The 23,913-nt window shown below is 60.8% G+C and carries 23 protein-coding genes and 5 pseudogenes; 14 read left to right on the forward strand and 14 right to left on the reverse strand.

The genetic code is table 11. The features are described 5' to 3' along the window. Positions 1 to 642 (forward strand): ABC transporter ATP-binding protein (locus IQ26_RS31905; protein WP_145722362.1); only part of this gene is annotated, 642 nt, incomplete at its 5' end. Here IQ26_RS31905 and IQ26_RS31910 read toward each other — a convergent pair. From IQ26_RS31910 to IQ26_RS31920, 3 genes are all read right to left on the reverse strand, one after another. Continuing rightward, entirely contained in the window at positions 636 to 965 is a 330-nt protein-coding gene (locus IQ26_RS31910; RefSeq protein ID WP_145722363.1) for a hypothetical protein, read from the reverse strand. The two genes, IQ26_RS31905 and IQ26_RS31910, sit on opposite strands and share 7 nt — an antisense overlap. Positions 966 to 1,064: 99 nt before the next feature. Then, positions 1,065 to 1,739, reverse strand: coding sequence for a hypothetical protein (locus IQ26_RS31915; RefSeq protein ID WP_145722364.1), 675 nt, complete (start codon positions 1,737 to 1,739; stop codon positions 1,065 to 1,067). Between the two features lie 74 nt (positions 1,740 to 1,813). Next, complete coding sequence (locus tag IQ26_RS31920; protein WP_145722365.1) at positions 1,814 to 2,434, reverse strand: Crp/Fnr family transcriptional regulator; 621 nt, start codon at positions 2,432 to 2,434, stop codon at positions 1,814 to 1,816. A gap of 262 nt (positions 2,435 to 2,696) precedes the next feature. On the opposite strand from IQ26_RS31920, the gene IQ26_RS31925 reads away from it, so the two are divergent. From IQ26_RS31925 to IQ26_RS31935, 3 genes are all read left to right on the forward strand, one after another. Then, positions 2,697 to 3,011, forward strand: coding sequence for an SHOCT domain-containing protein (locus IQ26_RS31925; RefSeq protein ID WP_208760261.1), 315 nt, complete (start codon positions 2,697 to 2,699; stop codon positions 3,009 to 3,011). A gap of 99 nt (positions 3,012 to 3,110) precedes the next feature. Next, positions 3,111 to 3,875, forward strand: a complete 765-nt coding sequence (locus IQ26_RS31930) for a hypothetical protein (RefSeq protein ID WP_145722366.1) — start codon at positions 3,111 to 3,113, stop codon at positions 3,873 to 3,875. Between the two features lie 109 nt (positions 3,876 to 3,984). After that, positions 3,985 to 4,584: a DUF2585 family protein gene (locus IQ26_RS31935; RefSeq protein WP_145722367.1), complete on the forward strand. Its 600-nt coding sequence runs from the start codon at positions 3,985 to 3,987 to the stop codon at positions 4,582 to 4,584. Between the two features lie 197 nt (positions 4,585 to 4,781). On the opposite strand, the gene IQ26_RS31940 is transcribed toward IQ26_RS31935, so the two are convergent. Then, complete coding sequence (locus IQ26_RS31940; protein WP_145722368.1) at positions 4,782 to 5,351, reverse strand: recombinase family protein; 570 nt, start codon at positions 5,349 to 5,351, stop codon at positions 4,782 to 4,784. Positions 5,352 to 5,393: 42 nt separating this feature from the next. Here IQ26_RS31940 and IQ26_RS31945 point away from each other — a divergent pair, with 42 nt between their 5' ends. Further along, positions 5,394 to 8,171 (forward strand): Tn3 family transposase, encoded by a 2,778-nt coding sequence (locus IQ26_RS31945; protein ID WP_276316451.1) that lies wholly within the window; start codon positions 5,394 to 5,396, stop codon positions 8,169 to 8,171. 28 nt (positions 8,172 to 8,199) lie between these two features. Beyond that, complete coding sequence (locus IQ26_RS31950; protein WP_145722369.1) at positions 8,200 to 8,469, forward strand: winged helix-turn-helix transcriptional regulator; 270 nt, start codon at positions 8,200 to 8,202, stop codon at positions 8,467 to 8,469. A gap of 51 nt (positions 8,470 to 8,520) precedes the next feature. On the opposite strand, the gene IQ26_RS31955 is transcribed toward IQ26_RS31950, so the two are convergent. From IQ26_RS31955 to hisD, 9 genes and pseudogenes are all read right to left on the reverse strand, one after another. Further along, positions 8,521 to 9,003 (reverse strand): RES family NAD+ phosphorylase, encoded by a 483-nt coding sequence (locus tag IQ26_RS31955; protein ID WP_145722370.1) that lies wholly within the window; start codon positions 9,001 to 9,003, stop codon positions 8,521 to 8,523. After that, positions 9,000 to 9,431, reverse strand: a complete 432-nt coding sequence (locus IQ26_RS31960; RefSeq protein WP_145722371.1) for an antitoxin Xre-like helix-turn-helix domain-containing protein — start codon at positions 9,429 to 9,431, stop codon at positions 9,000 to 9,002. The genes IQ26_RS31955 and IQ26_RS31960 overlap by 4 nt, the downstream gene beginning before the upstream one ends. 64 nt (positions 9,432 to 9,495) lie before the next feature. Beyond that, a pseudogene (gene repC, locus IQ26_RS31965) lies at positions 9,496 to 9,729 on the reverse strand (replication initiation protein RepC); the annotation flags it as partial. 257 nt (positions 9,730 to 9,986) lie between these two features. After that, complete coding sequence (locus tag IQ26_RS31970) at positions 9,987 to 10,406, reverse strand: UPF0158 family protein (RefSeq protein WP_145722396.1); 420 nt, start codon at positions 10,404 to 10,406, stop codon at positions 9,987 to 9,989. Positions 10,407 to 10,487: 81 nt separating this feature from the next. Further along, positions 10,488 to 10,808 carry a hypothetical protein gene (locus tag IQ26_RS40710; protein ID WP_240547330.1) on the reverse strand — a complete coding sequence of 107 codons (321 nt, stop codon included), beginning with the start codon at positions 10,806 to 10,808 and terminating at the stop codon, positions 10,488 to 10,490. A gap of 17 nt (positions 10,809 to 10,825) precedes the next feature. Beyond that, positions 10,826 to 11,733 (reverse strand): annotated as a pseudogene (locus IQ26_RS31980) (nucleotidyl transferase AbiEii/AbiGii toxin family protein). Continuing rightward, positions 11,726 to 12,322, reverse strand: coding sequence for a DUF6088 family protein (locus IQ26_RS31985; RefSeq protein WP_145722373.1), 597 nt, complete (start codon positions 12,320 to 12,322; stop codon positions 11,726 to 11,728). The pseudogene IQ26_RS31980 and the gene IQ26_RS31985 overlap by 8 nt, the downstream one beginning before the upstream one ends. 91 nt (positions 12,323 to 12,413) lie before the next feature. Continuing rightward, a pseudogene (locus tag IQ26_RS31990) lies at positions 12,414 to 12,684 on the reverse strand (transposase); the annotation flags it as partial. Between the two features lie 104 nt (positions 12,685 to 12,788). Next, complete coding sequence (gene hisD, locus IQ26_RS31995) at positions 12,789 to 14,069, reverse strand: histidinol dehydrogenase (protein ID WP_145722374.1); 1,281 nt, start codon at positions 14,067 to 14,069, stop codon at positions 12,789 to 12,791. A 145-nt stretch (positions 14,070 to 14,214) separates the two neighbouring features. Here hisD and IQ26_RS32000 point away from each other — a divergent pair, with 145 nt between their 5' ends. From IQ26_RS32000 to IQ26_RS32030, 6 genes and pseudogenes are all read left to right on the forward strand, one after another. Then, positions 14,215 to 14,763: a cupin domain-containing protein gene (locus IQ26_RS32000; RefSeq protein WP_145722375.1), complete on the forward strand. Its 549-nt coding sequence runs from the start codon at positions 14,215 to 14,217 to the stop codon at positions 14,761 to 14,763. 97 nt (positions 14,764 to 14,860) lie between these two features. Further along, positions 14,861 to 15,919 carry an ABC transporter substrate-binding protein gene (locus IQ26_RS32005; RefSeq protein WP_407660267.1) on the forward strand — a complete coding sequence of 353 codons (1,059 nt, stop codon included), beginning with the start codon at positions 14,861 to 14,863 and terminating at the stop codon, positions 15,917 to 15,919. 95 nt (positions 15,920 to 16,014) lie between these two features. Further along, complete coding sequence (locus IQ26_RS32010; RefSeq protein ID WP_145722377.1) at positions 16,015 to 17,079, forward strand: ABC transporter ATP-binding protein; 1,065 nt, start codon at positions 16,015 to 16,017, stop codon at positions 17,077 to 17,079. After that, entirely contained in the window at positions 17,058 to 18,260 is a 1,203-nt protein-coding gene (locus IQ26_RS32015; protein ID WP_145722378.1) for an ABC transporter permease, read from the forward strand. Before IQ26_RS32010 ends, IQ26_RS32015 begins: the two co-directional genes overlap by 22 nt. A gap of 3 nt (positions 18,261 to 18,263) precedes the next feature. Further along, the gene (locus IQ26_RS32020; protein WP_145722379.1) at positions 18,264 to 19,082 is read left to right on the forward strand and encodes an ABC transporter permease; all 819 of its coding nucleotides are present in this window, start codon (positions 18,264 to 18,266) and stop codon (positions 19,080 to 19,082) included. A gap of 329 nt (positions 19,083 to 19,411) precedes the next feature. Continuing rightward, positions 19,412 to 19,591: pseudogene (locus IQ26_RS32030) on the forward strand (transposase); the annotation flags it as partial. Positions 19,592 to 20,363: 772 nt separating this feature from the next. On the opposite strand, the pseudogene IQ26_RS32035 reads toward IQ26_RS32030, so the two are convergent. Further along, a pseudogene (locus tag IQ26_RS32035) lies at positions 20,364 to 20,735 on the reverse strand (DUF899 family protein); the annotation flags it as partial. A gap of 256 nt (positions 20,736 to 20,991) precedes the next feature. Between IQ26_RS32035 and IQ26_RS32040 the strand changes: the two are divergent. Both IQ26_RS32040 and IQ26_RS32045 read left to right on the forward strand, forming a co-directional pair. After that, the gene (locus IQ26_RS32040) at positions 20,992 to 22,014 is read left to right on the forward strand and encodes an N-formylglutamate amidohydrolase (protein WP_145722381.1); all 1,023 of its coding nucleotides are present in this window, start codon (positions 20,992 to 20,994) and stop codon (positions 22,012 to 22,014) included. Continuing rightward, positions 22,011 to 23,903 carry a flavohemoglobin expression-modulating QEGLA motif protein gene (locus IQ26_RS32045; protein WP_145722382.1) on the forward strand — a complete coding sequence of 631 codons (1,893 nt, stop codon included), beginning with the start codon at positions 22,011 to 22,013 and terminating at the stop codon, positions 23,901 to 23,903. The genes IQ26_RS32040 and IQ26_RS32045 overlap by 4 nt, the downstream gene beginning before the upstream one ends. The last annotated feature ends 10 nt before the right edge of the window (positions 23,904 to 23,913 follow it).

A 23,913-nucleotide genomic window follows, 5' to 3' on the forward strand; every position in this document is an offset into this window, starting at 1 on the left:
GATATCAACATGGAGGTCTTTCCCGGCCAGGTCGTCGGCCTGATGGGGCCGAGCGGTTCGGGCAAGACCACGCTGCTCAACTGCATGGCCTGCATCCTGGAGCCGAGCGGCGGCCGGCTCACGCTCGACGGCGAAGCCGTCTATGACGACCAATGGCTCAAGGCAGATCTGCGTCGGTTGCGGCTCGACAAGATCGGCTTCATTTTCCAGTATCCCAATCTACTGCCGTTCCTCGATGCCACCGACAACGTGGCCGTGGTGCTCCACCTTGCGGGATTTAGCGCCGCGGCAGCGCATAAGCACGCCGTCGAGTTGCTCGATTACCTCGAGGTCGGCCACCGCAAGCACGCGATGCCCGCGCAACTGTCCGGCGGCGAGGCCCAGCGGGTGGCCATCGCCCGCGCGCTCGCCAATCGACCGCGCATCATCCTCGCCGACGAACCGACCGCGCCGCTCGATTCGGTTCGCGCCCGCATCGTGATGGACTTGCTGCGGCGGATCGCGATCGACCAGAGCGCAGCCATTATCGTCGTCACCCACGACGAGATGATCCTGGACCGGTTCGATCACATATTCCGGCTGCGCGACGGCCGGCTTGAGACCGACGAACTTTCTCGGTCTCCCGTGGGAGCTGACTACTGATTTTTCGTTTCGTCACTGCCGTGAGGTGGGTTCGGCGCCGGCTGTCGTTTGCCGAAAAGACCGGCGAGAAGTCCCATCAGCCCATGCGTGGGCATAGCAGACCCTGGTGATGCCCTCGATCCGCCCACAAACCTGACGAGGCCCCCGACGACCATGATGCCGAGAAAGATCAGGATCGGGAACGGAACGCGCCAGAGCAGCCAGGCCCATGCCGACGGACCGTTAACGTCGATCGTGACATGCTGCTTGCGCAGTTCGGGTATCAGCGCGGGATCGCCGAAGTCGGGAATGCAGCGGCAAGGAAGCTCCGTAACCGGGACCATCCTCGCGCAAAACGACGCGTCCTTACCTTTAGTCCTCACATAGTCGTCATGGCCCCCGCCGCCCTGATTTGAATCAAACGAGTATGGGCTGCCATGAACTCAATGTTGGTGTGGCATCTCTTTCTTTGCCATCGCCAGGTGGTGCGGCTGGTGATGCGACCCGCTCACGAGCAGTCCGATGAAGCCGAGACCGCGGATGTGCGCCACCTCTCTTGTGCTGTTCGACGTGACCGTCAGACGCACGCCATCGGGCAACGCTTCGGTCTTGGCACTCCAGCCGTTCATCTGATTGAGCTCTTCAGCATGGGCCGGCACCATGCGCTGAATGGCGGCAAACGTACGGCCCTCTCCAGTCACGGTGATCTCCAGGCCGCCTTCGATCGGAGTCGCCGCAGCGTCTGCCTTGAGCGTCACCTCGTTCATATCGATCAGATGCTGGCGCAGCGCCTCGAGGTCAATCTTCGACCAGTCGGTCTCGGGATCGGCCTCCAGCATGCGGACGATTTCCTGAATGGCGCCGAATGCATCCTGGCCGGGCATGGTCGGTGTGCCCATGGCCATCTGCATCGTCCCTTGGCCATGCATCTGCATCATCTCTTGGTGGCGCTGCTGCATCATGCCCTGCATCTGGCCGTGTCCAGGCATGGTGTGGTCCATCATGGGCGGTTGCTGGGAAGATGCCACGCCGATCGGCAGGACCAGGGCTACGACCGACAGGACCGCAACGGCGCCGGTCGCCGAAATGATCGCGAGCTTGCGGTTCGAGGGTTTCATTGGAATCTCCCGGAAAAAACTGGAACAATTCACAACAGTTTACCCGGAAGGAACAACGGCCCATATGATTGTAATCATACGTCGGTCGCTTTCTTCAGGACGATTTTGTCCTTCGTGCGTGCGATTGTCCCTTTGGCCTCGAGCTGGCCAAGCGTGCGGTAGAGGGCCTCATGGGTGAGCCCGAGTTGTGCGGCGAGATCCTTCACCGTTCCCTGCAGTGCGATCGTGCGTCCGTCGGCTCCCGCATTCAGCGCCAGGTAGTTCAGCAGGCGCTCACGCGCAGAACGGATGTTGCGCAACTCAAGGTGCGTTCTCAGCGCCATCAGTTCATGTGCAAGCCTAGACGCGAATGCCTCCGCCGCCTTGGGGTTGCGCCTGAACTCGGTGAGAAGCGCTTCCTTGGGGTAGAGACGTGCGCGGGCGTCGGTCACGGCGACGGCATCGCAATGGTAGACCTTGGAGAAAAGCGACGCTTCCGCAATGAGATCGCCCGCGCCCGCGACATGAAGAACAATCTCGCGGCCGGCCTGATCGATTCGGGATAGCCGCACTTGACCCTCTTCGATCTCGTAGATTCCGACCGTCGCGTCGTCCTTGTGGAACAGGATCTCGCCGCGCGCCAGGGAGCGTTCGCGCCCGAGCTTTTCCATGTTCTGTGGCAGCCACCCCCGCGTGGCGTCGTTCGACGTTTTCAAGACTTCCTCGCAAGCAAAGAACCACCCAATTCTGCGTTGGATCGCCGCGGCTCACATCATTGCCGGACAGTTAGAGGGGACTCTTGTCAATCGCCACCGTGTCTTTGCAGCTGCGGTGGATCGACGATCGTCTGACCCAGATCAATTTAGAGCCGGGCGTTACCTGTCACAATCAACTACAATTGGCGCCAGTCCAGCAGTTCGGCTTAGCCCATGCGAGTTCGGCGCTGGTGCAGGAGTATGGACCATGAAATCCTTTTTGATGGCAGTCGGCATCTGGCCGACGACGCTTTTTGTGGCGAACCCCGCTTTCGCGCAAGGTTTTGACAATCGAGAGTGGTGGATGTCGAACTGGGGATGGGGGCACATGGCCTTCGGCGGCGTCATGATGGTCGTGTTTTGGGGTGGGATCATCCTTCTTGTGGTTTTGCTTGCCCGTGGCTTCGGTGGAGGCGAGCGTCGCGACGCGCCGTCGCGGCAGAGCCCCATCGACATCCTTCAGGAGCGGTTCGCAAAGGGAGAGATCGACCAGAAAGAATACGACGACCGGCGGCGTACCCTGTTCGGGACTCGCTGAGCTTGCCGTCGCCAGAGGTCCCACGTCTCCAGCATGATCGCTGTTCCCGCGCACCGAGCGGGGCAAGGCCGTCTGGTGCTCATGGATCAAGGTGACGACATGCCAGACGGTTCCTCCAGCAGCGCGCATATGCGCGACCGCGCTCGGCTCAAATTCACGATCGCGTTGATTGCAGGCATCTGGATCGCTTCGGATATCGGATATTATTTCCTGCTGCCCGCGCTCGGCGAGAAATCCGACTATAACGACGGTCCAATAGCGATCGCGCTATATTACCTGTTTTGGACGGGCATCGCGACCATCGCGTTCTGGCCGCAGTATGCAAGCTGGCCTCGCTACGCCAGATGGGCCATGTTCGAGAATCGCCTGACGAGCATCATCGTATGGTCTCTTGCCTTCGGAGCGAGCGTGGTGTTCGCGGCCTACGTGCTTCCTGCATTGCCGCCATTCGAACTGCGCGAGGGGACGACCCCGCCGGAGCTTCCGTTCGCTACACCCTGGTACTTCCTGCCGAAATCGATCGAGATCCTTTTCCAGCAGCTCCTCGTCGTGGCCCTCGTTCTCACCTTGGCGGCCGAAAACCGCAGCCTTCGCACGATATCGCTCTGTTGCGCGGCCTTGTTCGGAGCGGCGCACGTTCTGCTTGCATTCGGCGATGTGTCGTGGGGCTACGTGGCGCGGTTTGCCACGCTTGCCGCGGTGTTCGGTCTTGCCTTCCCATATCTGATCCTGCGGGTGCCGAACGGCTTCGCCTATTCATACGTGACGCATTGGGGCTACTACGCCGTTACCGTCGTGATGGCGCGTACGCTGGGACCTGGGGCACTTCCCGATCTCGTGAAGCGACTGTTGGATTGGTCTTAGGCTTGTGATCTCGCGCCGCTCGTCCATCACGACCAGGGACGGGTGTCTCGGGAGTGCGCGCTGCACTTGGTGGAGGCCTTGGGCATGGCGGCAGAGGAGGAAGCGAAGCATGAACGCGTGGCAGAAGGCTGCCCTGAAATGGTCCGCGGGGATTTCGCTCAGGACATACCTCTTGGTCGGTGCAGGGATCGTCGCGCTCCAGGGACTCGTTCTTCTTGCCATGGGCCAACCGCCAATCTGTGAGTGCGGCTATGTAACGCTCTGGTCCGGGGCCCTTTCGGGCCCGGAAACTTCCCAGCAACTTACTGACTGGTACACCTACACGCATGTTCTCCACGGGATTGCATTCTATCTGATCCTCTGGCTTGCGGCGCCAGGCTCGCCCATCGGCCTCCGGTTTGCGCTTGCCCTCGGGCTTGAAGCCGGCTGGGAGATTTTCGAGAACACGCCCTTCATCATCAATCGGTATCGAGAATCGGCGCTCGCGCAGGGCTATTTTGGCGACAGCATCATCAACTCCGTGTCCGACACGGTTGCAAGCGTGGGCGGCTTTGTCGTCGCGCGGACACTTCCCGTGTGGGCAATCGGCGTGCTCGTGATCGCGACCGAGCTCTTTTCCGCCTACATGATCCGCGATAATCTCGTGCTCAACATCATTCAGCTCATCTACCCTAGCGAAGCCATCTCAAGCTGGCAGGTCGGAGGCTGAAAACGCCGTGTGCCGGCCCTTGGCCCTCGCGTGTACACCCTACCTGTTCCGACACGACCGAATGGCAGCTCAAAGGAAAGGGCCGCTATCCGGATCTTTCTTGAATTTCGCAGTATCTCCGAGAAAGGCCGAGAAGCGTCACGATTTGCCCTTGAAGTTCCCTCGATCGAGAGTTTGCAACGCGTCGCAAATGCTCGCTACGCCGGCCGACTGATGCCCAGTCGCCTCATTTCCCGATAGACAGTCGATCGGCCGAGACCCAATTGCCGTGCGGCTTCAGCCGGCGATACATCGGCCATGATCAGTTTGATAGCAGCCTCGACCTTTTTCATGTCGAGCGGTTGTCGCCCGGGTCGTTTCCCTTTCGCCCGTGCAGCGGCCACGCCGTCTTTCGTGCGTTCCGAGATCAGCCGTCGTTCGAAATGCGCGATGGCACCGAAGACATGGAAGATCAACTCGCCGGCGGCAGAGGATGTGTCGATCTTCTCCTCGAGGCTGAGGAGTTCAACCTGTCGAGCCCGCAGCATCTTCACGGTTTCCAGCAATTCGGCCAGTGATCGGCCGAGCCGATCAAGCCGCACGACGGCCAGCGTGTCGCCCGCACGGGCATAGGCCAGCAATTCGGCGAGGCCCGGCCGGTCCATGCTCTTGCCCGATTTGACATCGGTGAAGACCTTGATGGCGCCGGCCTGTTCAAGGCGCATGGTCTGACCGGCGACGTCCTGATCGCCGGTTGACACGCGCGCATAGCCGAGAATGTCCCTCATTCGAAGGTATAGAGCCGGGCAAGGTCGTCTCGGTCCGACGGGATGGCGCAGGTCCTCAGCCGCTTGGCAGTTCTCCCTGGAGAACTGGTGACCTTCATCGCCGAGCAGCTCGATCTCCCGGCTGAGACGCTCGCCGATTATGCGAGCCGGGAACAGACCATGACGGATCATACCCGTGAACTCGCGGCGGCGCTTAGGCTTCGCGGCGCGGCCAGGGCGGATATTCCCTTCATGATCGATGCGGCCACCAAGGCCGCTTGGGCGACAGACAACGGTATCGTCATCGCTGCCGGCGTGATCGGCGCGCTGCGCGAGGCGAGGGTTCTGATTCCTTCCGTATCGACAGTGGAGCGTGCCGGAATCGCCGGACGGGTACGAGCCAGAAAGCAAGCCTCTCATGCCCTTCTGTCCGGCCTCCGGCCGGAGCAACTGGACGCGCTCGATGCGCTTCTCATCACCGAACCCAACAAGGGTATCACTGCGCTCACCTGGCTGAAGGCGATACCGACAGCGGTGAAGCCCGATCACGTTCGCGACATTCTCCACCGCTTGCGTCAGGTCAGAGAGATCGGAATTCCGGCAAAACTCAGCACTTTCGTGCATCCCGACCGTTACCGGCAGTTCGTGCGCGAGGGGCGTGCCTCCCCTGCTTACCTGATCGAGCGCTATACCGCTTCGCGCCGACGGGCGACATTGGTTGCTTGTCTGATCGACCTCGAAGAACGGCTCACCGACGCCGCGATCGAAATGGCCGAAAAGCTGATCGGTACGGCATTCAGCCGGGCCAAGAACACGCAAGCCCGCCGCTACGCGGCGACGTCGAAGGACGTTGCCCGTCTGATGCGGTTGTTTCGCGGCACAATCGACGCTCTTTCCACTGCTCTCGAAAACGACTCTGATCCGATCGAGACGGTCGATGAGACCGTTGGTTGGGCGACGCTGCTCAGGGCCAGGCATGAAGTCGAAGCACTCGCTGAAACAGTCGGCGTGGATCCACTCACAGTGGCTGCCGACCGCTACGCGACGCTGAGAAAGTTCGCCCCGACGCTGATCGAGGCGTTGGAATTCAAAGCCGGGCGGGGAAGCGCCCGCACGATCGCCGGAATCCGTATGCTCCGCGAACTGAACAGATCGGGCAAACGCGATGTCCCGCCCGATGCACCGATGCCGTTCAAGAAGGACTGGCGCAAACTGGTGATCGGCCCGGATGGCAAGATCAATCGCCGGCTCTATGAAACGGCAATGCTTGCCCATTTGCGCAACAAGCTGCGTTCTGGGGACGTGTGGGTGGAGCGGTCTTCCGCCTACCGTCGTTTCGACAGCTACCTCCTGCCCGAGCCGGTGGCCGCGCCAATCGTTTCGAAGCTGGGATTGCCTTCAGCCGCCGACGAATGGCTCGAACAGCGCGGCCGGGAGCTCGATTGGCGGCTGAAAAAGTTTGCGTACCGCCTCAAGCGGAATCAGCTCGAGGGTGTGCGCTTCGTCGATGACCGGCTACAGATCTCCCCGGTCAAAATGACGACGCCCGCCGAAGCTGAAGTTCTCGCCGACCGGCTCGACGCCATGATGCCGCGCATTCGCATCACCGAACTTCTGCACGAGGTCGCCCGCGAAACCGGCTTCATGGCGGCATTCACAAATCTGCGCACCGGCGAGAACTGTCCCAACGAGAGCGCACTATTGGCCGCCATCCTGGCCGATGCCACCAATCTCGGCCTCTCCCGCATGGCCGCCGCCAGCCAAGGGGTCACCCGCGACCAGCTCGTCTGGACCCAGGATGCTTACATCCGCGAAGACACTTACAGGGCAGCACTTGCCACCATCATCAAGGCCCAGCATCGCCTGCCGATCGCTGCGGTCTGGGGCGACGGCACCACATCAAGTTCGGATGGACAATTCTTTCGCGGCGGAAAACGCGTCAACGCAGGCGGCGACATCAACGCCCGCTATGGCATCGATCCCGGGTTTAGCTTCTACACCCATGTCTCCGATCAGCATGGACCCTATCACGTCAAGGTCATCTCGGCAGCGACGCACGAGGCGCCCTATGTTCTCGATGGCCTGCTCCATCACGGGAGCAATCTCTCGATTGCTGAACATTTTACCGACACCGGCGGCGCGACCGATCATGTGTTCGCGCTCTGCGCAATGCTCGGCTTCCGCTTCTGCCCCAGACTGCGCGACTTCCCGGATCGCCGGCTGATCCCGATCGAACATCCCGCCGCCTATCCTTCGATCGGGCCGCTTCTGGGCAAACGCATTCGTGCCGACGTCATCCGCGAGCATTGGGACGAGGTGATGCGACTCGTCGCGTCGCTGAAAGCCGGTCATGTCGCACCGTCGGTGATGCTGAGGAAGCTCGCCGCGTACGAGCGTCAGAACCAGGTGGACATCGCGCTTCAGGAGATCGGCAAGATCGAACGGACGCAGTTCATGCTCGACTGGCTGGAAAATCCGTCGCTCCGCCGACGGTGCCAGGCCGGGCTCAACAAGAGCGAACAGCGCCATGCTCTCACGCAGGCGATCTACACCTTCCGCCAGGGGCGGATCATCGATCGCAGCCATGAGGCCCAGCAATACCGGGCATCCGGCCTGAACCTCGTCATTGCGGCTATCGTTTACTGGAATTCGACCTACATGACCGAAGCCATGACGCATCTGAGATCAGGCGGCGAATCCATTCTCGACGATCTGCTGGCCCACACGTCGCCCGTGGGATGGGAGCACATTGCCTTCTCTGGCGACTTCCTTTGGGATCGAGCCGCAAAGGCAACCGGCCGGAAACCGCTCAATCTGTCGGGTAAGCAGCGGGCGGCTTGACGGGTTCAGGCTTCGTTCTCCCTTAGCGTTGTTTAGCGGGAAATCAACGCCATGCCCTCTCTTTGGCGGGCACGTCCTGCGCTTCTCGGACCTTGAGCGCGCAATCCCGGCAATCTCCCAGAAAATGCTGATCCAACAGCTTCGCCAGTTGGAGAAGGATGGGATCGTGCGGCGTATCGTCCACCATCAGGTGCCGCCAAAAGTCGAGTACTTCCTGATGGACTGGGGCCAAGCCCTATGCCCGGCTCTGGAGGCTCTGCTCACATGGGCTGCCCAGCGGGAAAGCACAGACGACTGACGCGCTGGTCCGTGTCGTCGGTGAATTCGTTGCCAGCCTCGGCCAACTCTGTTACGCGCCAAACAGCCGCCGGTCCCAGTAGACGGGCTGGTGCAGACTTGTCTGAATCCTTGAAAACTCCGGATGCGCCGGATTGATCAGCACATTGCACTCGAGGCGCGCCACGACACTCGGCACCAGCAGGATGACGCTGCGCCGTTCTAAACACCAGGTTTCGCCAAATTCCTTGCTCACCGTCGCCGGCATCGTATCCCAGCCGGGCAGTGACGGCTGGGAAAAGACCTCGTAGCTCAATCCACGCGGGATTGTGATTTCGATGTAGTGCTGGTTCGGCGGCAGTCGGCCGCTGCCATGCACCAGCTTTTCCAACAGGGCCGTCGAATAGTGCTCGCTGGTGTAGATGATAGGACTTCCGGGCGTGTTCCATCGCCCTGGCGCGATTGTCGAGCCGGTCGCGTCGAAGATCGGGTAGGTGCCGGCCGGATCGCCGATGCGAAACGACGATAGCGTGCGATCAAGAGCCTGCGCCGTCACGCAGCACTGCCGTACTTCAGACCTGCGAGAATATCGACCACCATTTCGGCGCCGAACTCGCTCAGGAGAACGACATCGATCGGACGCTTGTCCTCAATCATCGGGTGCGGCCGAAACAGGAAGTCGCGCGCTTCCCCTTCGTTCTGCCACACATCGACAGCAAGGCCCCAGACGCGCGCCACGCGGGCCAATCGTGTACCCTCGTCCGGCGAGAGACGATGTACCGTTTTGCGCCGCTCGTAGGTCGCCTTGGGGATCAGCCGATATTTGAACTGAGCATCGCCAGGCGCTAGAAGATGCGCAACGCGCTCGAGCGCCCCGATGGGAAGTCCATTCTCGATCCGGGAGATCAGCCCGAAAGGCGACCGTGACGCCACCTCTTTAACGGGCAGCCCCAACACGTCGGCGACATTTCCGAACGCTAGCATTTCACTCTCTATTCCATTTGAGGCAAAATATAGCCTCACATGATGCGCCGTGCAAGCCGCTGCATCAGCGCGAACCGATCGTCATCTTTGCAGTCGAGCCGCTCGCCCGCAATGCGCCCATCAGCATCGTCCCGACCGAAAACCGCCCTGCCCTCGCCTTCTCGGTGAGAACGCGCAGATAGCCGCCGGCCGGTTCGCTATGCCCCGACGACGACTGGTTCGATGTCTGTGCCCGCTGCAGAATGCACGCAATCACCACGGCGGCGAGACCCATGACATGGCAGGCATCCTCACACGCGCAGATCACGTCACCGGTTGCTTGGTAGTGCGTTCGCCCGACCGGGCCACTCGACATACGAAGCGGAAAATACCATGTTCCTCACGGGGAAAGGGACTGATCTCGACGACCGCCTCCCTCGAACAGATCAAAGCTGGCAGCTTGCCGATTGATGTTCCTGTCAGTGAGACGCCGCAGGTGAAGCGCGCGTTTCGCCGATCTCACCAATTCCCCAAAGATAGGCTCGTAGCAGAACTTCCGGCTCCCGCTCCTCAATTTCAGCGGCTGACCTCGATGTCGTTATCTGCGCACCAGGTCTTGAACGCTTCTTCCGTGGCTTTTTGCTCGAAATCGTACCATCGATCAACGGCGCCTCTGTGCTCCAACAGATCCTTGAAGCGGGCATAGGCACCCGCCCGGCTGAAGATCTCCCGAACCTTGTCATAATCGTCGGGCAGGTGGTGGCGCGCGAATGTCAGTACCAGCGGCTTGCCAAGATCGAGTTCTCTCTTGTCGGGGACAGGGATGTATTGCTCGCTGTCCTCGACGTCGTCAGGCAGTTCTTCGAGATCGTCCGCCCAATCGGAATGCCAGTAGATCTTGCCTGTCTCCTTGCACAGATAGGCCGTATTTTCGCCGCTTCCGCCGGAACTCACGAATTCCAACGCCTCCAGAAGCTCGCTGAAGTTGACTGCCATCCCAATCTCGCTGCGCATGAGCGTGTCGTCGCCGTATATAACCCGACCTAATCGGGCGCAAATGTAGGAGTCTCCCATAGCCTACATGAGGGGTCCGGCCATCACGTGCAGAATATGTTTGTCAGAGACCCGGTTGATCCGTTTGTTCAGTGCCCGCCCAGCGGTGCCTAGGCAGTGCTGCGAGACCTGTGATGGCCTTGCCCAGGCGGATATCCTGTTGGAGTTGTCAGCAAACCAGAGTTCAATTTCGGCCGGATCGAGCGTGTCGACACAAGCGGACGGCGGTATGGCGCAGCCGGATTCTCGGATCGCGCGGATATTGTGCTGATAACGCCGGACTCGCTCCTTTATCGGAAGCTCCGGTCCGTGTTTCAGCAGCTTGTCCTTCGGCCAGGTCGGCATCGCGCGTCCAAGTCTGTTCACAACCTGAGCTTGGCGTTGGCTTGCTCCTGAATCTGCCGGCACCGCTCGATGAGAACATCGAATGGCTCGGCGTCATCAAGCAACAGCCCATCGTCCACCATCTTGCGATAATCTTCAACCAGCAATTCCAAGGCCGAACCGTCAGGTACGAGGGACAATGCGCCTGATACTGCCGCCTGATAGTCGATCAAATCACCGGCGCTGTCTTTCTCGGGGAAGAACGTGGTCTTGTGGCGGGCAACGGCCATGGCGATTTCAGTGTCCGCGATAGCCCGGGCCGCATAGCCTGCTTCGCCAAGGCGTGAGATATCGTGCCAGTGCCGAGCAAAGCGCTCAGCGCCCCGAAATCGCCCTTGGGCGCAAAACACGTGAATGGCTGTCGCCTTTTCCCAGAAAGTCCGTTCGGCTTTCATGACGTGCGGCCATGCACTGGGAAACGTCAATTCCGGGATGTATGCCGCGGCATCAGAAACGACGGGCAATACCTCCCACGGTTCTCCCGTCGCAGGGGCGCCGAATTCAAGCATGACGGCTGGCCGAACGTATCCCGTCCCGATTCCGAGCGGCTCATATCGGATGAAAAGATTGCCTTTCTCTGCCACCGCGTCGGCCGAAAGGTTGGCCTCTGTGAGGGCGGCCGCCATGATCGGCAGGGCGTCCGTGCGCACCCATTGGCCAAGGCGGGCTCGGATCTCCCTGGTCCATCGTCTCTCCTGGCTCCGCGACGTCGGTATGGCGTCCGGGCTATCGCCGATCAAATCCCCCCGCAATCGCACGAATGGAGGGCCCAGACGACCCAGACGTCTTTTTCGAGGAGATGGACAGGTCGTCCCGAAGCGGCGGCAGCCACTTCCAGCGCCTCCCTGCGATCTGCCGATGGAAGGCGAAGAAAGTGCTCAGCCATGGGTGACAAGCTGGCTCACCTGCTCGGCAAGCCAGGTCGGCATGCGAGGTCTGGCGCTCGCGATCTCTTTAAGGACCGGACTGGGAAGACGTTGACGCAGAGTTTGCAGCGCCATCGGTGCTGCGCTCTTTCTCAGCCAGGCAAGCGCCCGAATTGCTTCACCAGCAGGTTTGTCGGTCATTTCGAGTTGCCATGCCGGAGCATGCCTAAGCTCTATAGTCTGATTGCCAAGCTTGAACTGACGGCTGCGCCCTGAGGTAAGATAGACCGAACGCGCTGGCACCTGTGTCGTGAGGCCGAGCGCGTTTGCCGCTGCTGCACCATGTGGGGCGATGAGTTCCCCCGATGAGGCCGCGAGGCCACGCAGGACCGTCTCGACCGACGGCGGCCGGGCGCCGAAGCGAGATGTGACCGGCTGTACGTACCGGCCGCGGCCTGCCCGCAGCAGTCGTCCGCGTTGAACGAGACGAGACAACGACTGGTCGACAGCGGCACGCGAGCCAAGATGCAGCAGTTCCTTCGCGGAAATCGGAGTGCCCTCGGGCAACTCGGCCACGTGCTTCAGGATGCTTGCAGTCAACTTTTCCATGTTTTATCCATTGTCAGAAACTTAGGCGATTTTCCGACATTTTTCAATGCCAGGGGACTCGCTTTGGGCGGTGATTGAGTTTCGCGACTGGCAAGGGCAGCGCTCTGGCCAGTCCCTCGCTCTGGCGCAGGCGAAGCCCGAACACACAACCCAGCGTCAGGACTGTCTCAATGGCAAGATCGGCAAAGCGGGGCTGACCGTGTCTTTCGCCTTGGCGCCCGCCATGCGGCCAAGGCTTGCGAGGTCACCCCAACGTCAAGCTGCCCGCCGCCGCAGGCCTGCCTCCTACGCCGGCCAGTTCGTCACTCTGTACTTCATCTCGGTATTCGATGACGGCGGCTGGCATTGTGTTTGAACGGCATCAGGCGAAGAGCGTCTGGTTTGCGATCGCATCCGCCTATCGACAAAGCCTTACAATCGATCAAAGCACCAAAGCCCAGCCCCTTTGGAAGCTGTGCTTAGCCAGCTACACCCGATCGAACCGTAGCGCGGCTGCACGGCGATGCCCCTCAAGGCCTTCGCTGGCGCTTTGACGTATTGCCGGTGGGGCAACCGCTTCAACCCCGCGCCTGTCGAGCCACTGGTGGGTGCAGATCTTGACGTAGGAGCCAACCCAAAGACCGCCCGTATAGCGTCCTGCCCGCATCGTTGGCAGGGTGTGGTTGGTTCCGCAGCATTTGTCGGAGTAGACCACGCTGGCCAGCGGCCCGATAAAAAGGGAGCCGTAGTTTCTCAGCTTCGCCGCCGTCGCATGCGGGTCGGACGTATGCACCTGAAGGTGCTCGGCGGCGATCATATCCGAGTAGGCGATCATGGTGGCCTCGTCGTCGCAAATGACGATCTCGCCGAAATCGCGCCAAGCCGCCCCTGCCACGCTCGCGGTCGGCAGGTCGGCAAGTTGGCGCTCAACTTGCTTTTCCGTATCTCTGGCAAGTATCTCGTCGGTGGTAATGAGACCGACGCGGGTACGCACGTCGTGTTCGGCCTGGGCGAGCAGGTCGGTGGCGATCATGGCCGCGTCCCCGCTTGCATCGGCGACGACGTAGATTTCGCTCGGGCCGGCCAACTGATCAATGCCGACCTGGCCGAAGACCTGCCGCTTGGCTTCGTTCACGTAGGCGTTGCCGGGACCGACGACCTTGTCGACGGTCGGAATGGACTCCGTACCGTAGGCCATTGCGGCGATTGCCTGAGCTCCTCCGACCCGAAAAATGCGATTAGCGCCGGAGAGATGGCAGCCGGCAATCATCGCATGATGGGCGTTGGGCGGCAGACAGGCGATCACCTCGTCGCAGCCGGCGACCTTTGCCGGTACGATCGTCATGATCGGCGCAGAAAGCAGCGGATACCGGCCGCCCGGCACATAGGCGCCTATTCGCTCGATCGGAATGACCCGATGACCGAGGTGAAGCCCCGGCAAGGTTTCAATCTCGAGCGGCAGAATCGTTTGAAGTTGCGCCTGCGCGAAGGCCCGCACTTGCTGGATGGCAAAGCGCGTGTCGGCGGCAGTCTGCGCGTCGAGCCCGGCCACTGCCGCCTCCCGATCCGGCAGACTCACTTCGAAACTGTCGATTTCCGCCTGGTCGAAAGCGCGGGTGTATTCCCTCAGTGCTGCATCGCCGCGAGAGCGAACGCCCGTAATTACTTCCCTGACAGTCTGCTCGATCCTTGCAGCGTCCTGAGAACCGTGCTCGACCGGTACTTTCAGATGGCGGACTTTCCGACCCAGTTCTTTGTCGAACGGCATTCTTCCTCCATGCTCTTCAATGCCACTTGTCGCGACCGATTGTGTTTGAACGCCGCCGAGCCCGCAATCGGCTGCTTCGGTTCGTCTAGTATCCTCACCAGTTCCAGATTATGGTCGAAGCCCAAACAGCGTGGGCCGTGTGGATATGTCCAAGATCGGCGAACATCTCCGAGAGCTTCGTCGCCGACGTAATCTGGGCGTGCGGGAACTCGCCGCGCGATCAGGCATTTCGCATTCCACCATCTCGCTGATCGAGCGCGACCGCATCAGTCCGACGGTCGACACGCTTGCGGCTGTCCTTGACGCGCTCGGCACGACGCTGCCGGGTTTCTTTTCCGGCATCCGGTCGAACCTGCCCTATTCGCCTTTCTATCCAACCGGAGACTGCGCTGAAATCGGGAATTCGGAATCCGTCTCCTATCGGATGATCGGTATCAACTTTCCAAACCGGCACCTTTTGATGATGCGGGAGACCTACGCTCCGAGCGCGGATTCGGGCGATGCGTTTGAACACAACGCGCAGGAGGCAGGCATCGTCGTGGCTGGCGCTGTAGAGGTCACCGTCGGCAATCAGAGCAGAGTCCTAACACCCGGGGATGGCTATTATTTCGACAGCCGCGTTCCTCACCGCTTTCGCAACATGGCTGATACGCCGAGCGAGATCATCAGCGCGGTCACGCCGCCCACATATTGAGTTCATTATATTCACCGCGCTCCGAGGACCGCTGCATAGAAACTGTTTACAGGGAAGCACCTTGTGCTTTCCTATGCTCGTCCAGAGGAGAACAAGGATGAAGGCCATGACTCTAAAGAGAGCAACAAGCGTTTTCGGCGCGGCAACCCTGGCATTGTCAATTGTGGCAGGAAGCGCCGCAGCCCGCGACCTAACCATCGTGTCCTGGGGCGGCAACTATCAGGAAGCGCAAAAGAAGATCTATTTCGAACCGTTCAGCCAAAAGACCGGTAAGCCGGTGCTCGACGAGAGCTGGGACGGCGGCATCGGAGTGATCGCGGCAAAGGTGAAGGCGGGCACGCCCAACTGGGACGTCGTTCAAGTCGAGACGGAAGAACTCGAACTCGGCTGCATGGATGGTTTCTACGAAACGATTGACTGGGACAAGGTCGGCGGCAAGGACAAGTTCCTCGACGCGGCAGTCCACGAATGCGGCGTCGGAGCCATCGTCTGGTCGACCGCGCTCAGCTATGACGCGGACCGCCTCAAGGAAGCGCCAACCTCCTGGAACGATTTCTGGGACACCACGAAATTCCCCGGCAAACGTGGCTTCCGCCGCGGGCCGAAATACTCGCTCGAGTTTGCCCTGATGGCGGACGGGGTCAAACCGACCGATGTCTATGGCGTGCTGCGCACGCCCGAAGGTGTCGACCGCGCCTTTAAGAAGCTCGGTGATATCAAGGCTGACATCGTCTGGTGGGAAGCCGGGGCGCAGCCGCTCCAGCTGCTGGCCTCCGGCGAAGTGGCCATGACCACCGCCTATAACGGGCGCATCTCCGGCATCAACAAGACCGAAGGCAAGAACTTCAAAATCGTGTGGCCAGGCAGCATCTATGCCATCGACAGCTGGGTGATCCTGAAGGGCAGCCCCAACACGGATGCGGCGATGGACTTCATAGCGTTTGCCAGCCAGCCCGAGAACCAGTCCCAGTTGCCGGAACACATCGCCTACGGTCTGCCGCAGAAGGACGCCGCGGCATTGGTGCCAGCCGAACAGGCCGCGGAACTGCCGACCGCGGAGGCCAATCTGGCCGAGGCGGTGGCGCTCGACGGCGCCTTCTGGGTCGACAATATCGAGGAACTTACAAGCCGCTTCAATGCCTGGCTTGCGGAGTGAACTCACGCTACAGATGATCCGCCAACAGAGGTTGGCGGATCATTCGCTTTGCGGGAAGGTTGCGCCGGGGCGCTCCATAACGACGAGAGGGATGTTTGACCGCATTGATAAAGTTTGAACAGGTCTCAAAGGCATTCGGCAAACTCACCGTGGTCGATCTGCTCGACCTCGAGATTGCCAAAGGCGAGTTCCTGAGCCTGCTTGGCCCCTCCGGATCCGGCAAGACGACAATTCTGATGATGCTGGCCGGTTTTGAGGCGCCATCCAGCGGCGCGATCCGGCTGCAGGACAAGAGGATCAATCATCTGCCTGCACATCTGCGCAACATGGGCGTGGTTTTCCAGAACTACGCCTTGTTCCCGCACATGACCGTGGCCGAGAATGTCGCTTTCCCGCTGTTGATGCGCGGGACGCCGAAGGCCGAGATCGCACTTCGTGTGGGGCGGGCGCTCGACATGGTCAAGCTCACCCAGCTCAAGGACCGTAAGCCTTCGCAGCTTTCGGGGGGGCAGCAGCAGCGCGTTGCGTTGACCCGTGCGCTCGTCTTCGAGCCCACGGTGATGCTGATGGACGAGCCGCTCGGCGCGCTCGACAAGCAGCTGCGCGAACACATGCAGCTTGAGCTTCGTGAGCTGCACCGCCATCTCGGCCTGACCATCGTCTTCGTCACGCATGATCAGGGCGAGGCATTGACCATGTCCGACCGCATCGCGGTGTTCAACGCCGGCAAGATCGAACAACTGGCCTCGCCCGACGAGATCTATGACCGCCCCCGAACGCGGTTCGTCGCCGAGTTTATCGGCGAGACGAACCTGCTCAGCGGCATCCTGCGCGGTCGCGACGGCGACCTTGCCCGTTTCGAATTGACGGGTGGAGCTTCAATTATCATCATGCAGCCACAGGCGATGGAGGCAAGCGGGCATGCGCTGGTCAGCCTGCGGCCCGAACGGGTGCGGCTGTCGCAATCACCTGCCGCAGCGAATGCGATTCCCGTCACCGTCCAGGATACGGTGTATCAGGGTGATCACCTCAGAGTGAAAGTCTTCGGCGAGGGTGTCGAGCTCGTTTCAAAGGTCGATCGCAAATCTGCCATCTGGCCGGTCGGAGCGGCCGCCTTTGCGAGTTTCGAGCCGGCCGAATGCACGGCTATTTCGCAGTGAGATCGGCGCTGCGGGCGCGTCTGGGCGCAATCGCGCTCGTCGCGCCGCTGATGTGCTTCGTCCTCTTCTTCTTCTTCTGGCCGCTGGCAACGATGATGCAGGCGGCCGTGACGGACGGCACGGTGCGGGGAGTCCTTCCCGAGACTGCAGCAGCGCTGTCGGACTGGGATGGGGAGAGCGGGCCAACGGCGGCGATGCAGGCGGCCCTCATCGCCGACTTGCGCGCGCCGGCGCAGCAGATGGATTTCGGCGACGCCGTGCGACGGCTCAACAGCGAGATCTCGGGTTTCCGCTCCCTGATGTCCCGCACGGCGACAGCGGTCCGCGGCGCACCGGAAGGCAGCACGCTCACCCTTGTGGGGATCGACCAGCGATGGGGCGATCCGAAGTACTGGCAGGCGATAAGAAGGGCTATGCCGCTCTACACCGATCGCAACCTCTTGGCGGCGGTCGATCTCACGCGAGACGCGCGCGGCCACATCGCCCAGGCGGAAGGCGGCGCCTCGGCCAACCGGCAGATCTTGACCCGGACCTTCGTTATCTCCGCTGCCGTGACGCTACTTTGCGCCGCGATCGGCCTGCCTTACGCGATGATCATCGCCGCGAGCGGCGGCTGGGTACGCACCCTGCTTCTGATCGCCGTGCTGCTGCCGCTCTGGACCTCACTCCTGGTGCGGACGGCCGCCTGGTTCATCCTCCTGCAGAACGAGGGCATCATCAACGATACCCTGATCGCCCTCGGCCTGACGGACGCGCCGGTGCAGCTGATCTTCAACCGGACAGGCGTTGTCATCGCAATGACCCACGTCCTGCTGCCGTTTATGGTGCTGCCGATCTACAGCGGCCTGCTTGCCATCCCGAACAATCTGCTGCCCGCCGCGGCATCGCTCGGGGCGACACGCCTGCAGGCTTTCCGCCACGTGCTGCTGCCTCTGGCCTTCCCCAGCCTGATGTCCGGCTGCCTGCTCGTGTTCATGGTCGCTCTCGGCTACTACATCACGCCCGCACTGGTCGGCGGCGCCGAAGAGCAGATGATCAGTTCGGTGATCGCCTTCTTCGCCACCGGCACCGCAAACTGGGGAATGGCGGGGGCGCTCGGCTTCATCCTGCTGGCGGTGACGACGCTGCTCTATTTCGTCTATGGCCGGCTGTCGCGATCGCCGACGATGATGATAAACTGAGCAATGCCCAGTCAAGCAAGCCAGGCTTTGCGCGCCACCCAGATTGTGTTCGGCTCCGCCGTCGTCTTCTTTCTGCTCGCCCCCGTCGTCGCCATCCTGCCGCTTGCCTTCAACTCCAGCATCTTCCTCAACTATCCGATCGAGAGCTTTTCCTCGCGCTGGTTCGTCGAACTGTCGGAGAATGAGACGTGGCGTCGTTCCATCGTCAACAGCCTGATCATCGGCGCCGGCGCGACCATCCTGTCAACCGTGCTCGGCACGCTGGCCGCTCTTGGCCTGCGCAGCGCCTGGCTGCCGTTTTCCAGCACGATCCGCACGGTTTTCCTGATGCCCATGGTCATCCCTGCCGTGGTGCTCGGCGTCGGGCTGCAGATGCTCTATGTGCGTACCGGCCTGTCAAGCACCTATCTGGGTGTGATCATCGCTCACGCGGTTCTGTGCGTACCCTTTGTCGTGGTCAGTGTCTCGGGATCGCTCAACGGCATGGATCCGTGGATCGAACGGGCGGCGGCGAGCTTGGGAGCCCCGCCTGCCCGCGTCTTCCGCTTCGTCACTTTGCCGACCATCATGCCAGGCCTGGTGACGGGCATGGTGTTTGCGTTCGCGACCTCCCTCGACGAAGTCGTGCTGACACTGTTCGTGGCGGGACCAAACCAGCGTACCCTCGCGCGACAGATGTTTTCATCGATCCGGGAAAACATAAGCCCAGCTGTCGCGGCCGCTGCATTCGTGATGATCGTCGGAACGCTCAGCCTAGCGGCGCTTGTCGGCTATATACGCTGGCGGCGCTCCAAAGCGGTGTCGCCGAAGCCACAGGCGTAAGTGGCGATTCTTGGACCCGTAGGTGGCTGTTGGCAGTTAGGCTGGGGGCTCGGCGTGTCTCGACCGCCTTCGTTGAGTCCACCGTCAACAAGGTGATCGCCAAGCGCTTCGCCAAAAAGCAACAGATGCAGTGGACGCCCCGTGGCGTCCACCTGCTCATGCAACTGCGCACCCGCGTCGCAAAACTCGGCGGAAACACATCAACTGTGCCTTCGATGCCGATTTGAACCCCTAGCCTGAATATCTCAAAGTGAGGGGGTGCATCGGCCCCGAGAATCTGAGAAACTGCTTTTGCAACAAAGAGTTATCAGATCCAAGGACGGGGTCCGATGCAAACACACTGTATCTCTGACCAGCTCGAATTTGAAGGCTTCGACGCCCACAAAGTTGTCGCCGGTTTCGACGGTGGGGCGATCACCTCGGATGCCGGCGCCTTGCTGCTTCGCCACGCCGACGGGGCTATCGGCCTTTTCGACCGGGTGGCCGCTTGCTTCATCGACCACCGCGATCGCTGCCGGCGTCGTGTTGGGCGGTATCGAAATGATCCCAATGAAGCGGAAGCGACAGGCCAGGTAGGCCTCCAGTCGAACCCGTCTTTAGCCGAGCAGTTCGAAATCCTCTGAGTCTGATTGATCCAGCGCGGGACCCCTTCATGCGCCCTTAACCTTGCGTCGGCCACGCGTGGGTTTCCATCGCTCCCTTCAGGCTTCCCGTGCGGGGTCTGGCAAAGCCCGAAATCATAGCTTTCGATTCAGTCCCTCAGTTCCAATGCGAAACTCATTAGCTCAGCTAATCCATAGGCTAATATTCATCGTTTGATTCTAGCTCGCGGTTCCTGGAGTCTTGAACAAACAGTTTGCGAATAGCCTGAACAGACGAAGAAGAATTATCAAACTAGATGCTAGTTTACTTAATATGGTTGCGGTTGCGCCGGATATATTAAGTCTAATAATTAGCAATAGCCATGCCGATACAAATAGTTGAAACAATATGTGACATACGATCATCTGAAACAGCATGTGTAAATATTAACTCAAGTTAAGACGTAAATCACGGATCACATTAATGCTCTAATCCAGACAATAGCTAAGGAAACTTCGATGGCTGCGATTTCAGAGGGAAGAGTAGAAGAAATACTCGAATCGAAGGTAGCTTTTCCTGAGAAGACGAGCAGAGACGCTCAGCTCTACATCATAATGCTCGATCGCAGTCGAAGCGAGACCCTTGATTTGTCGTAAACACGCCTCCAGGAAGCCCGCAACCATGCCGCCAAGGGCGCCCGTCCCTGGCGTTCAGGTGGGCGACGTGGGCGACCTGGTCGGCCACCAGGGAGCAGCCCCGGCAGGCATGGTCGGGCCAGCCGAACACGCCCGGCTCGAAGAAGGCGCGGTAGACGATCAGCTGACGCCGACCGTCGAACAGGTCGAGCAGGCTTGCCTTTCCGTCAGGCCCCTCGAACGCATACGTCTTCTCCACGGCCATCCACGGCATCCGCCGACGCTCGGCGGCCAGAGCGTCGCGGGCGTGGGTCTGGGCCTTTTCCTTCACGAGCAGCTGCTCGCGGGCCGCCTTCCACGCCTGCGGCGAAACCACCGGTAGTGTGTGCATGGCAGGCTGCCCATTTTTCCGTCCGTTCTCGGCTGATGTGGTCACGGCTTTCAAAACCTCCCGCGCCTCGTGGCTGAAGCGCGAAACCATTCGCTGCTCATCGCTCGTTGCTGGTCGTGAGATAGTTTGGCACCTGACCCGTGGGAGTAACAAGTGTGGCGGTATTTCAGATGCCGTCTTGACCGGCCGGCATCTGAATCCTTCCGCACGAAAAGACATCGGCATTTCAGATAGTTCCATCGGAACAAGAAAGCGGCACAGGACGTTTACTCGGGGTCGGGGATGCCGTCACGAGTAACACATGGCCGCAGCGGCGGACACGGCTGAGCACATAAAGGAACGAACCACCGGCGAACTCAGGACGTTTGCCAAACGCAATTCGCAACGATGGAACCGCAGTTTGATCGCCAGCGTCCTCGGCCCCACCCCGAACACCAGCCCGAGCACCAGATTGTCCGGCCGAACACGAGGCTCCGAAACGGCTTCGTCGCTCGACAAAATTCTGGCTGGCGACAACCCCTTGAAACTGGAAACCGGGGCTGCCGATTGGTGGACGGTTCATCGCGGCTTGTCGCCTGTCCTGGGTACGGCCATTCACAACGGTCATGGGGTCCGCAGCGCCGTCGACGCGTTGCTGGCGATCTCCGACGATGACCGGTTGCGGGAGGAAGATCCGTTCACCGAGTTCGTCATTCGAGATGTCCCCAACCGTATCGTCTTCCACCGGTCGCGTTTCGAGGTCGACCTCAACCGCGCTCGCCAGGCGGCGGTCTACCTCTCGCCCGAACAGGCCTGGGGCATGGACATCTGGAGCGACAAACCGGCGCCCGAAACGATCGAGGATTCGCTTCGTGTGCATGACGACTATTATTCGATGCTAAGACAGGTCTTACGCGGGCTTGAAGAACGCCATGGACGTTTCGTCGTGCTCGATGTTCACAGCTACAACCACCGTCGCGGCGGGCCAAACGCGGCGCCATCCGATCCGGAGACCGCGCCCGATATCAACATCGGCACCTTCTCCATGGACCGTGAACGATGGGCACATGTCGTTGAACCGTTCATTGCCACGTTGCGCACGTTTGAGTTCCGCGGGCACCGGATGGACGTGCGCGAGAATGTCGCCTTCGAAGGCAGAGGCGAGCAAACCCGGTTCATTCACGAAGCCTTCCCGGAGACCGGCTGTGCTATCGCCGTCGAGTTAAAAAAGTTCTTCATGGACGAATGGACCGGATTGCCCGATCGGGCCGCGCTGGTGGCGATGCGTGCTATGATCCGTTCAACGCTGCCGATCCTGGAGGATGGACTGCAAGCGACGACATGAGCAAAGCGCGAGCAAGCGACAGGCCGGCGAAAGCGCTCGACATGGCGCTTGCAGAAGATGTTCTCGCCGATATCGACGCTGGGAAACCGGTTCGGCGAGATCTTGAAGATGGCGGGCGCCTCCACATCGATCGCGCGCTTCCCTTCCTTTGCGTCCATGTGAGCGACGAGGACGATGCGGCGCGGGATGTGGCATCGTCCAACGCGTCGTACCTCATCACCCCCGATCTGAATGCCGCCGTGCCGGTAATCGAAGCCATTGGCGCCGCCATGGCGAAACGCTTCGGCGCCTTCGTGCTGCTGGACGTCGGCGAGTTGGAACGGGACAGGCTGCTCAGTGATGACGCCCCGTTTCTTCCGCCTTTCGAGATCACGCTTTCCGCTACCGATCAAGCAGCGGCCCGCGCCGCCCTCGACAGCTTTGCTTCGGCGGTCGAGAGCGTCGAGGTCAAGTTCCGCTCTCCGCGTCTCGATAAACGTCGTTCGACGGACGACCCGCACGCGCGCCTTGCTGCGCGTCTCATTGGCCTTCCCTGTCTCACCGTGCGTTTCGCGCCGATCTATCGACAGCCTGACTCCGACGAGATTTATCCCGATCTGCGCGCAAGACTGATCGCCAATATCGTCGATGCCGGACTGCAAGCAGTTGCCGCCTTCGTCAAAGCCGCCGGCATTCTGAGCCTGCCGACGCACCGCGCGCTCGGAAGGCAGGCCTTCGTCGACGCTGTCAGCCGCGCCGATCGGAGCATCGACGACATCGCGGCGACCTTCGATTTTCTTCTGGCTGTAACACCGATCAACGCCGACGCGGCGTGGCGGGAATTCCAGGCCAGCGCATTCCAGCATGCGCCAAGGTTCCTCTATCGGCCGCTGGCCGTTCAGGTGGATGTCGAGAAGAGCAAGCTCTTCTCGATCGACTTCGATCGCTTTGAGGACCCCGTGCTTTTCAACCTGTATCGCGAAAAACAGCAGGAACTCGATCTGCAACTTTCGATGCTTTCCGCCCGGGAGACGACACCTTTCGTCGAGTTAGGCCGCGCGCTCTACGGGCGTGTCGAGCCTGCATTGCTTGATGCTGCGAAAGATATTCTGGCGAAAACGGCGAATGCGGGGAAGAGCCAAGTGGAGGATGGCGAGCACGGCGAATACGCCGATTGCCTTTTCGTGGCGCGCCGGGCGCAGTCGATGATCGAAATCTACCGCAGGCAGCATCCCGGATTCGAACCGATGATCGAATTGCGCGACGATCTGCCGGCTGGCCTGATGGTTTCTGGTTCCCGCCTGCTGATCTCGCGCAGTACAAACATGGCGCGCCACAGGGTCGAGGCGTTGCTCAGCCATGAGATCGGCGTCCATCTGCTGACCTACTTCAATGGCTCGGCTCAAGGACTGCGCCTCTTCCGATCGGGCCTCGCCGGATATGAAGGCGTGCAGGAAGGGCTCGCGGTCTTCGCCGAGTATCTGGCAGGCGGCATGACAAGAGGGCGTGTGCGTCTCATCGCCGCCCGCGTGGTTGCTTGCGCGGCCATGCTGGAGGGTGCATCGTTCGAGGAGACCTTCCTGGTTCTGGTTCGCGACTACGGCTTTACCGAGATTGGCGCTTTCAATCTGGCCCTCAGGCTATTTCGTGGTGGTGGCCTCGCGAAGGACGCGATTTACCTGCGCGGCCTGTTCGAGGTGCTCGATCATCTCGGAAAGGGCGGAGCGCTTGATCCGTTCTGGATGGGGAAGATTTCGGCGTCGCATTTTGGTGTCATGCAGGAATTGAACATGCGCGGCCTGCTCAGGGCGCCAGAGATAACGCCTGCCTTCTTGTTGGATCCGCAGGCCGAGCGGCGCCTCGAAAAGGCACGATCGGGGCTCTCGCCGGTCGAAATGATCGCAACCTAGGGGGCTCTTG

Source organism: Mesorhizobium tianshanense (assembly GCF_007830515.1).
Classification (GTDB): Bacteria; Pseudomonadota; Alphaproteobacteria; order Rhizobiales; family Rhizobiaceae; genus Mesorhizobium; species Mesorhizobium tianshanense.

What these genes read in the sequence shown, in the direction of transcription:
- IQ26_RS32000 (WP_145722375.1), top strand. Translation starts at nt 14,215, where the DNA reads ATGTCCAAGATCGGCGAACATCTCCGAGAGCTTCGTCGCCGACGTAAT.
- IQ26_RS31945 (WP_276316451.1), top strand. Translation starts at nt 5,394, where the DNA reads ATGGCGCAGGTCCTCAGCCGCTTGGCAGTTCTCCCTGGAGAACTGGTG.
- IQ26_RS31940 (WP_145722368.1), bottom strand. Translation starts at nt 5,351, where the DNA reads ATGAGGGACATTCTCGGCTATGCGCGCGTGTCAACCGGCGATCAGGAC.
- IQ26_RS31930 (WP_145722366.1), top strand. Translation starts at nt 3,111, where the DNA reads ATGCCAGACGGTTCCTCCAGCAGCGCGCATATGCGCGACCGCGCTCGG.
- IQ26_RS32045 (WP_145722382.1), top strand. Translation starts at nt 22,011, where the DNA reads ATGAGCAAAGCGCGAGCAAGCGACAGGCCGGCGAAAGCGCTCGACATG.
- IQ26_RS31915 (WP_145722364.1), bottom strand. Translation starts at nt 1,739, where the DNA reads ATGAAACCCTCGAACCGCAAGCTCGCGATCATTTCGGCGACCGGCGCC.
- IQ26_RS31925 (WP_208760261.1), top strand. Translation starts at nt 2,697, where the DNA reads ATGGCAGTCGGCATCTGGCCGACGACGCTTTTTGTGGCGAACCCCGCT.
- IQ26_RS32015 (WP_145722378.1), top strand. Translation starts at nt 17,058, where the DNA reads ATGCACGGCTATTTCGCAGTGAGATCGGCGCTGCGGGCGCGTCTGGGC.
- IQ26_RS31985 (WP_145722373.1), bottom strand. Translation starts at nt 12,322, where the DNA reads ATGGAAAAGTTGACTGCAAGCATCCTGAAGCACGTGGCCGAGTTGCCC.
- IQ26_RS32040 (WP_145722381.1), top strand. Translation starts at nt 20,992, where the DNA reads ATGGCCGCAGCGGCGGACACGGCTGAGCACATAAAGGAACGAACCACC.
- IQ26_RS31970 (WP_145722396.1), bottom strand. Translation starts at nt 10,406, where the DNA reads ATGGCAGTCAACTTCAGCGAGCTTCTGGAGGCGTTGGAATTCGTGAGT.
- IQ26_RS31960 (WP_145722371.1), bottom strand. Translation starts at nt 9,431, where the DNA reads ATGCTAGCGTTCGGAAATGTCGCCGACGTGTTGGGGCTGCCCGTTAAA.
- IQ26_RS40710 (WP_240547330.1), bottom strand. Translation starts at nt 10,808, where the DNA reads ATGCCGACCTGGCCGAAGGACAAGCTGCTGAAACACGGACCGGAGCTT.
- IQ26_RS31910 (WP_145722363.1), bottom strand. Translation starts at nt 965, where the DNA reads ATGGTCCCGGTTACGGAGCTTCCTTGCCGCTGCATTCCCGACTTCGGC.
- IQ26_RS31935 (WP_145722367.1), top strand. Translation starts at nt 3,985, where the DNA reads ATGAACGCGTGGCAGAAGGCTGCCCTGAAATGGTCCGCGGGGATTTCG.
- hisD (WP_145722374.1), bottom strand. Translation starts at nt 14,069, where the DNA reads ATGCCGTTCGACAAAGAACTGGGTCGGAAAGTCCGCCATCTGAAAGTA.
- IQ26_RS32020 (WP_145722379.1), top strand. Translation starts at nt 18,264, where the DNA reads ATGCCCAGTCAAGCAAGCCAGGCTTTGCGCGCCACCCAGATTGTGTTC.
- IQ26_RS32005 (WP_407660267.1), top strand. Translation starts at nt 14,861, where the DNA reads ATGAAGGCCATGACTCTAAAGAGAGCAACAAGCGTTTTCGGCGCGGCA.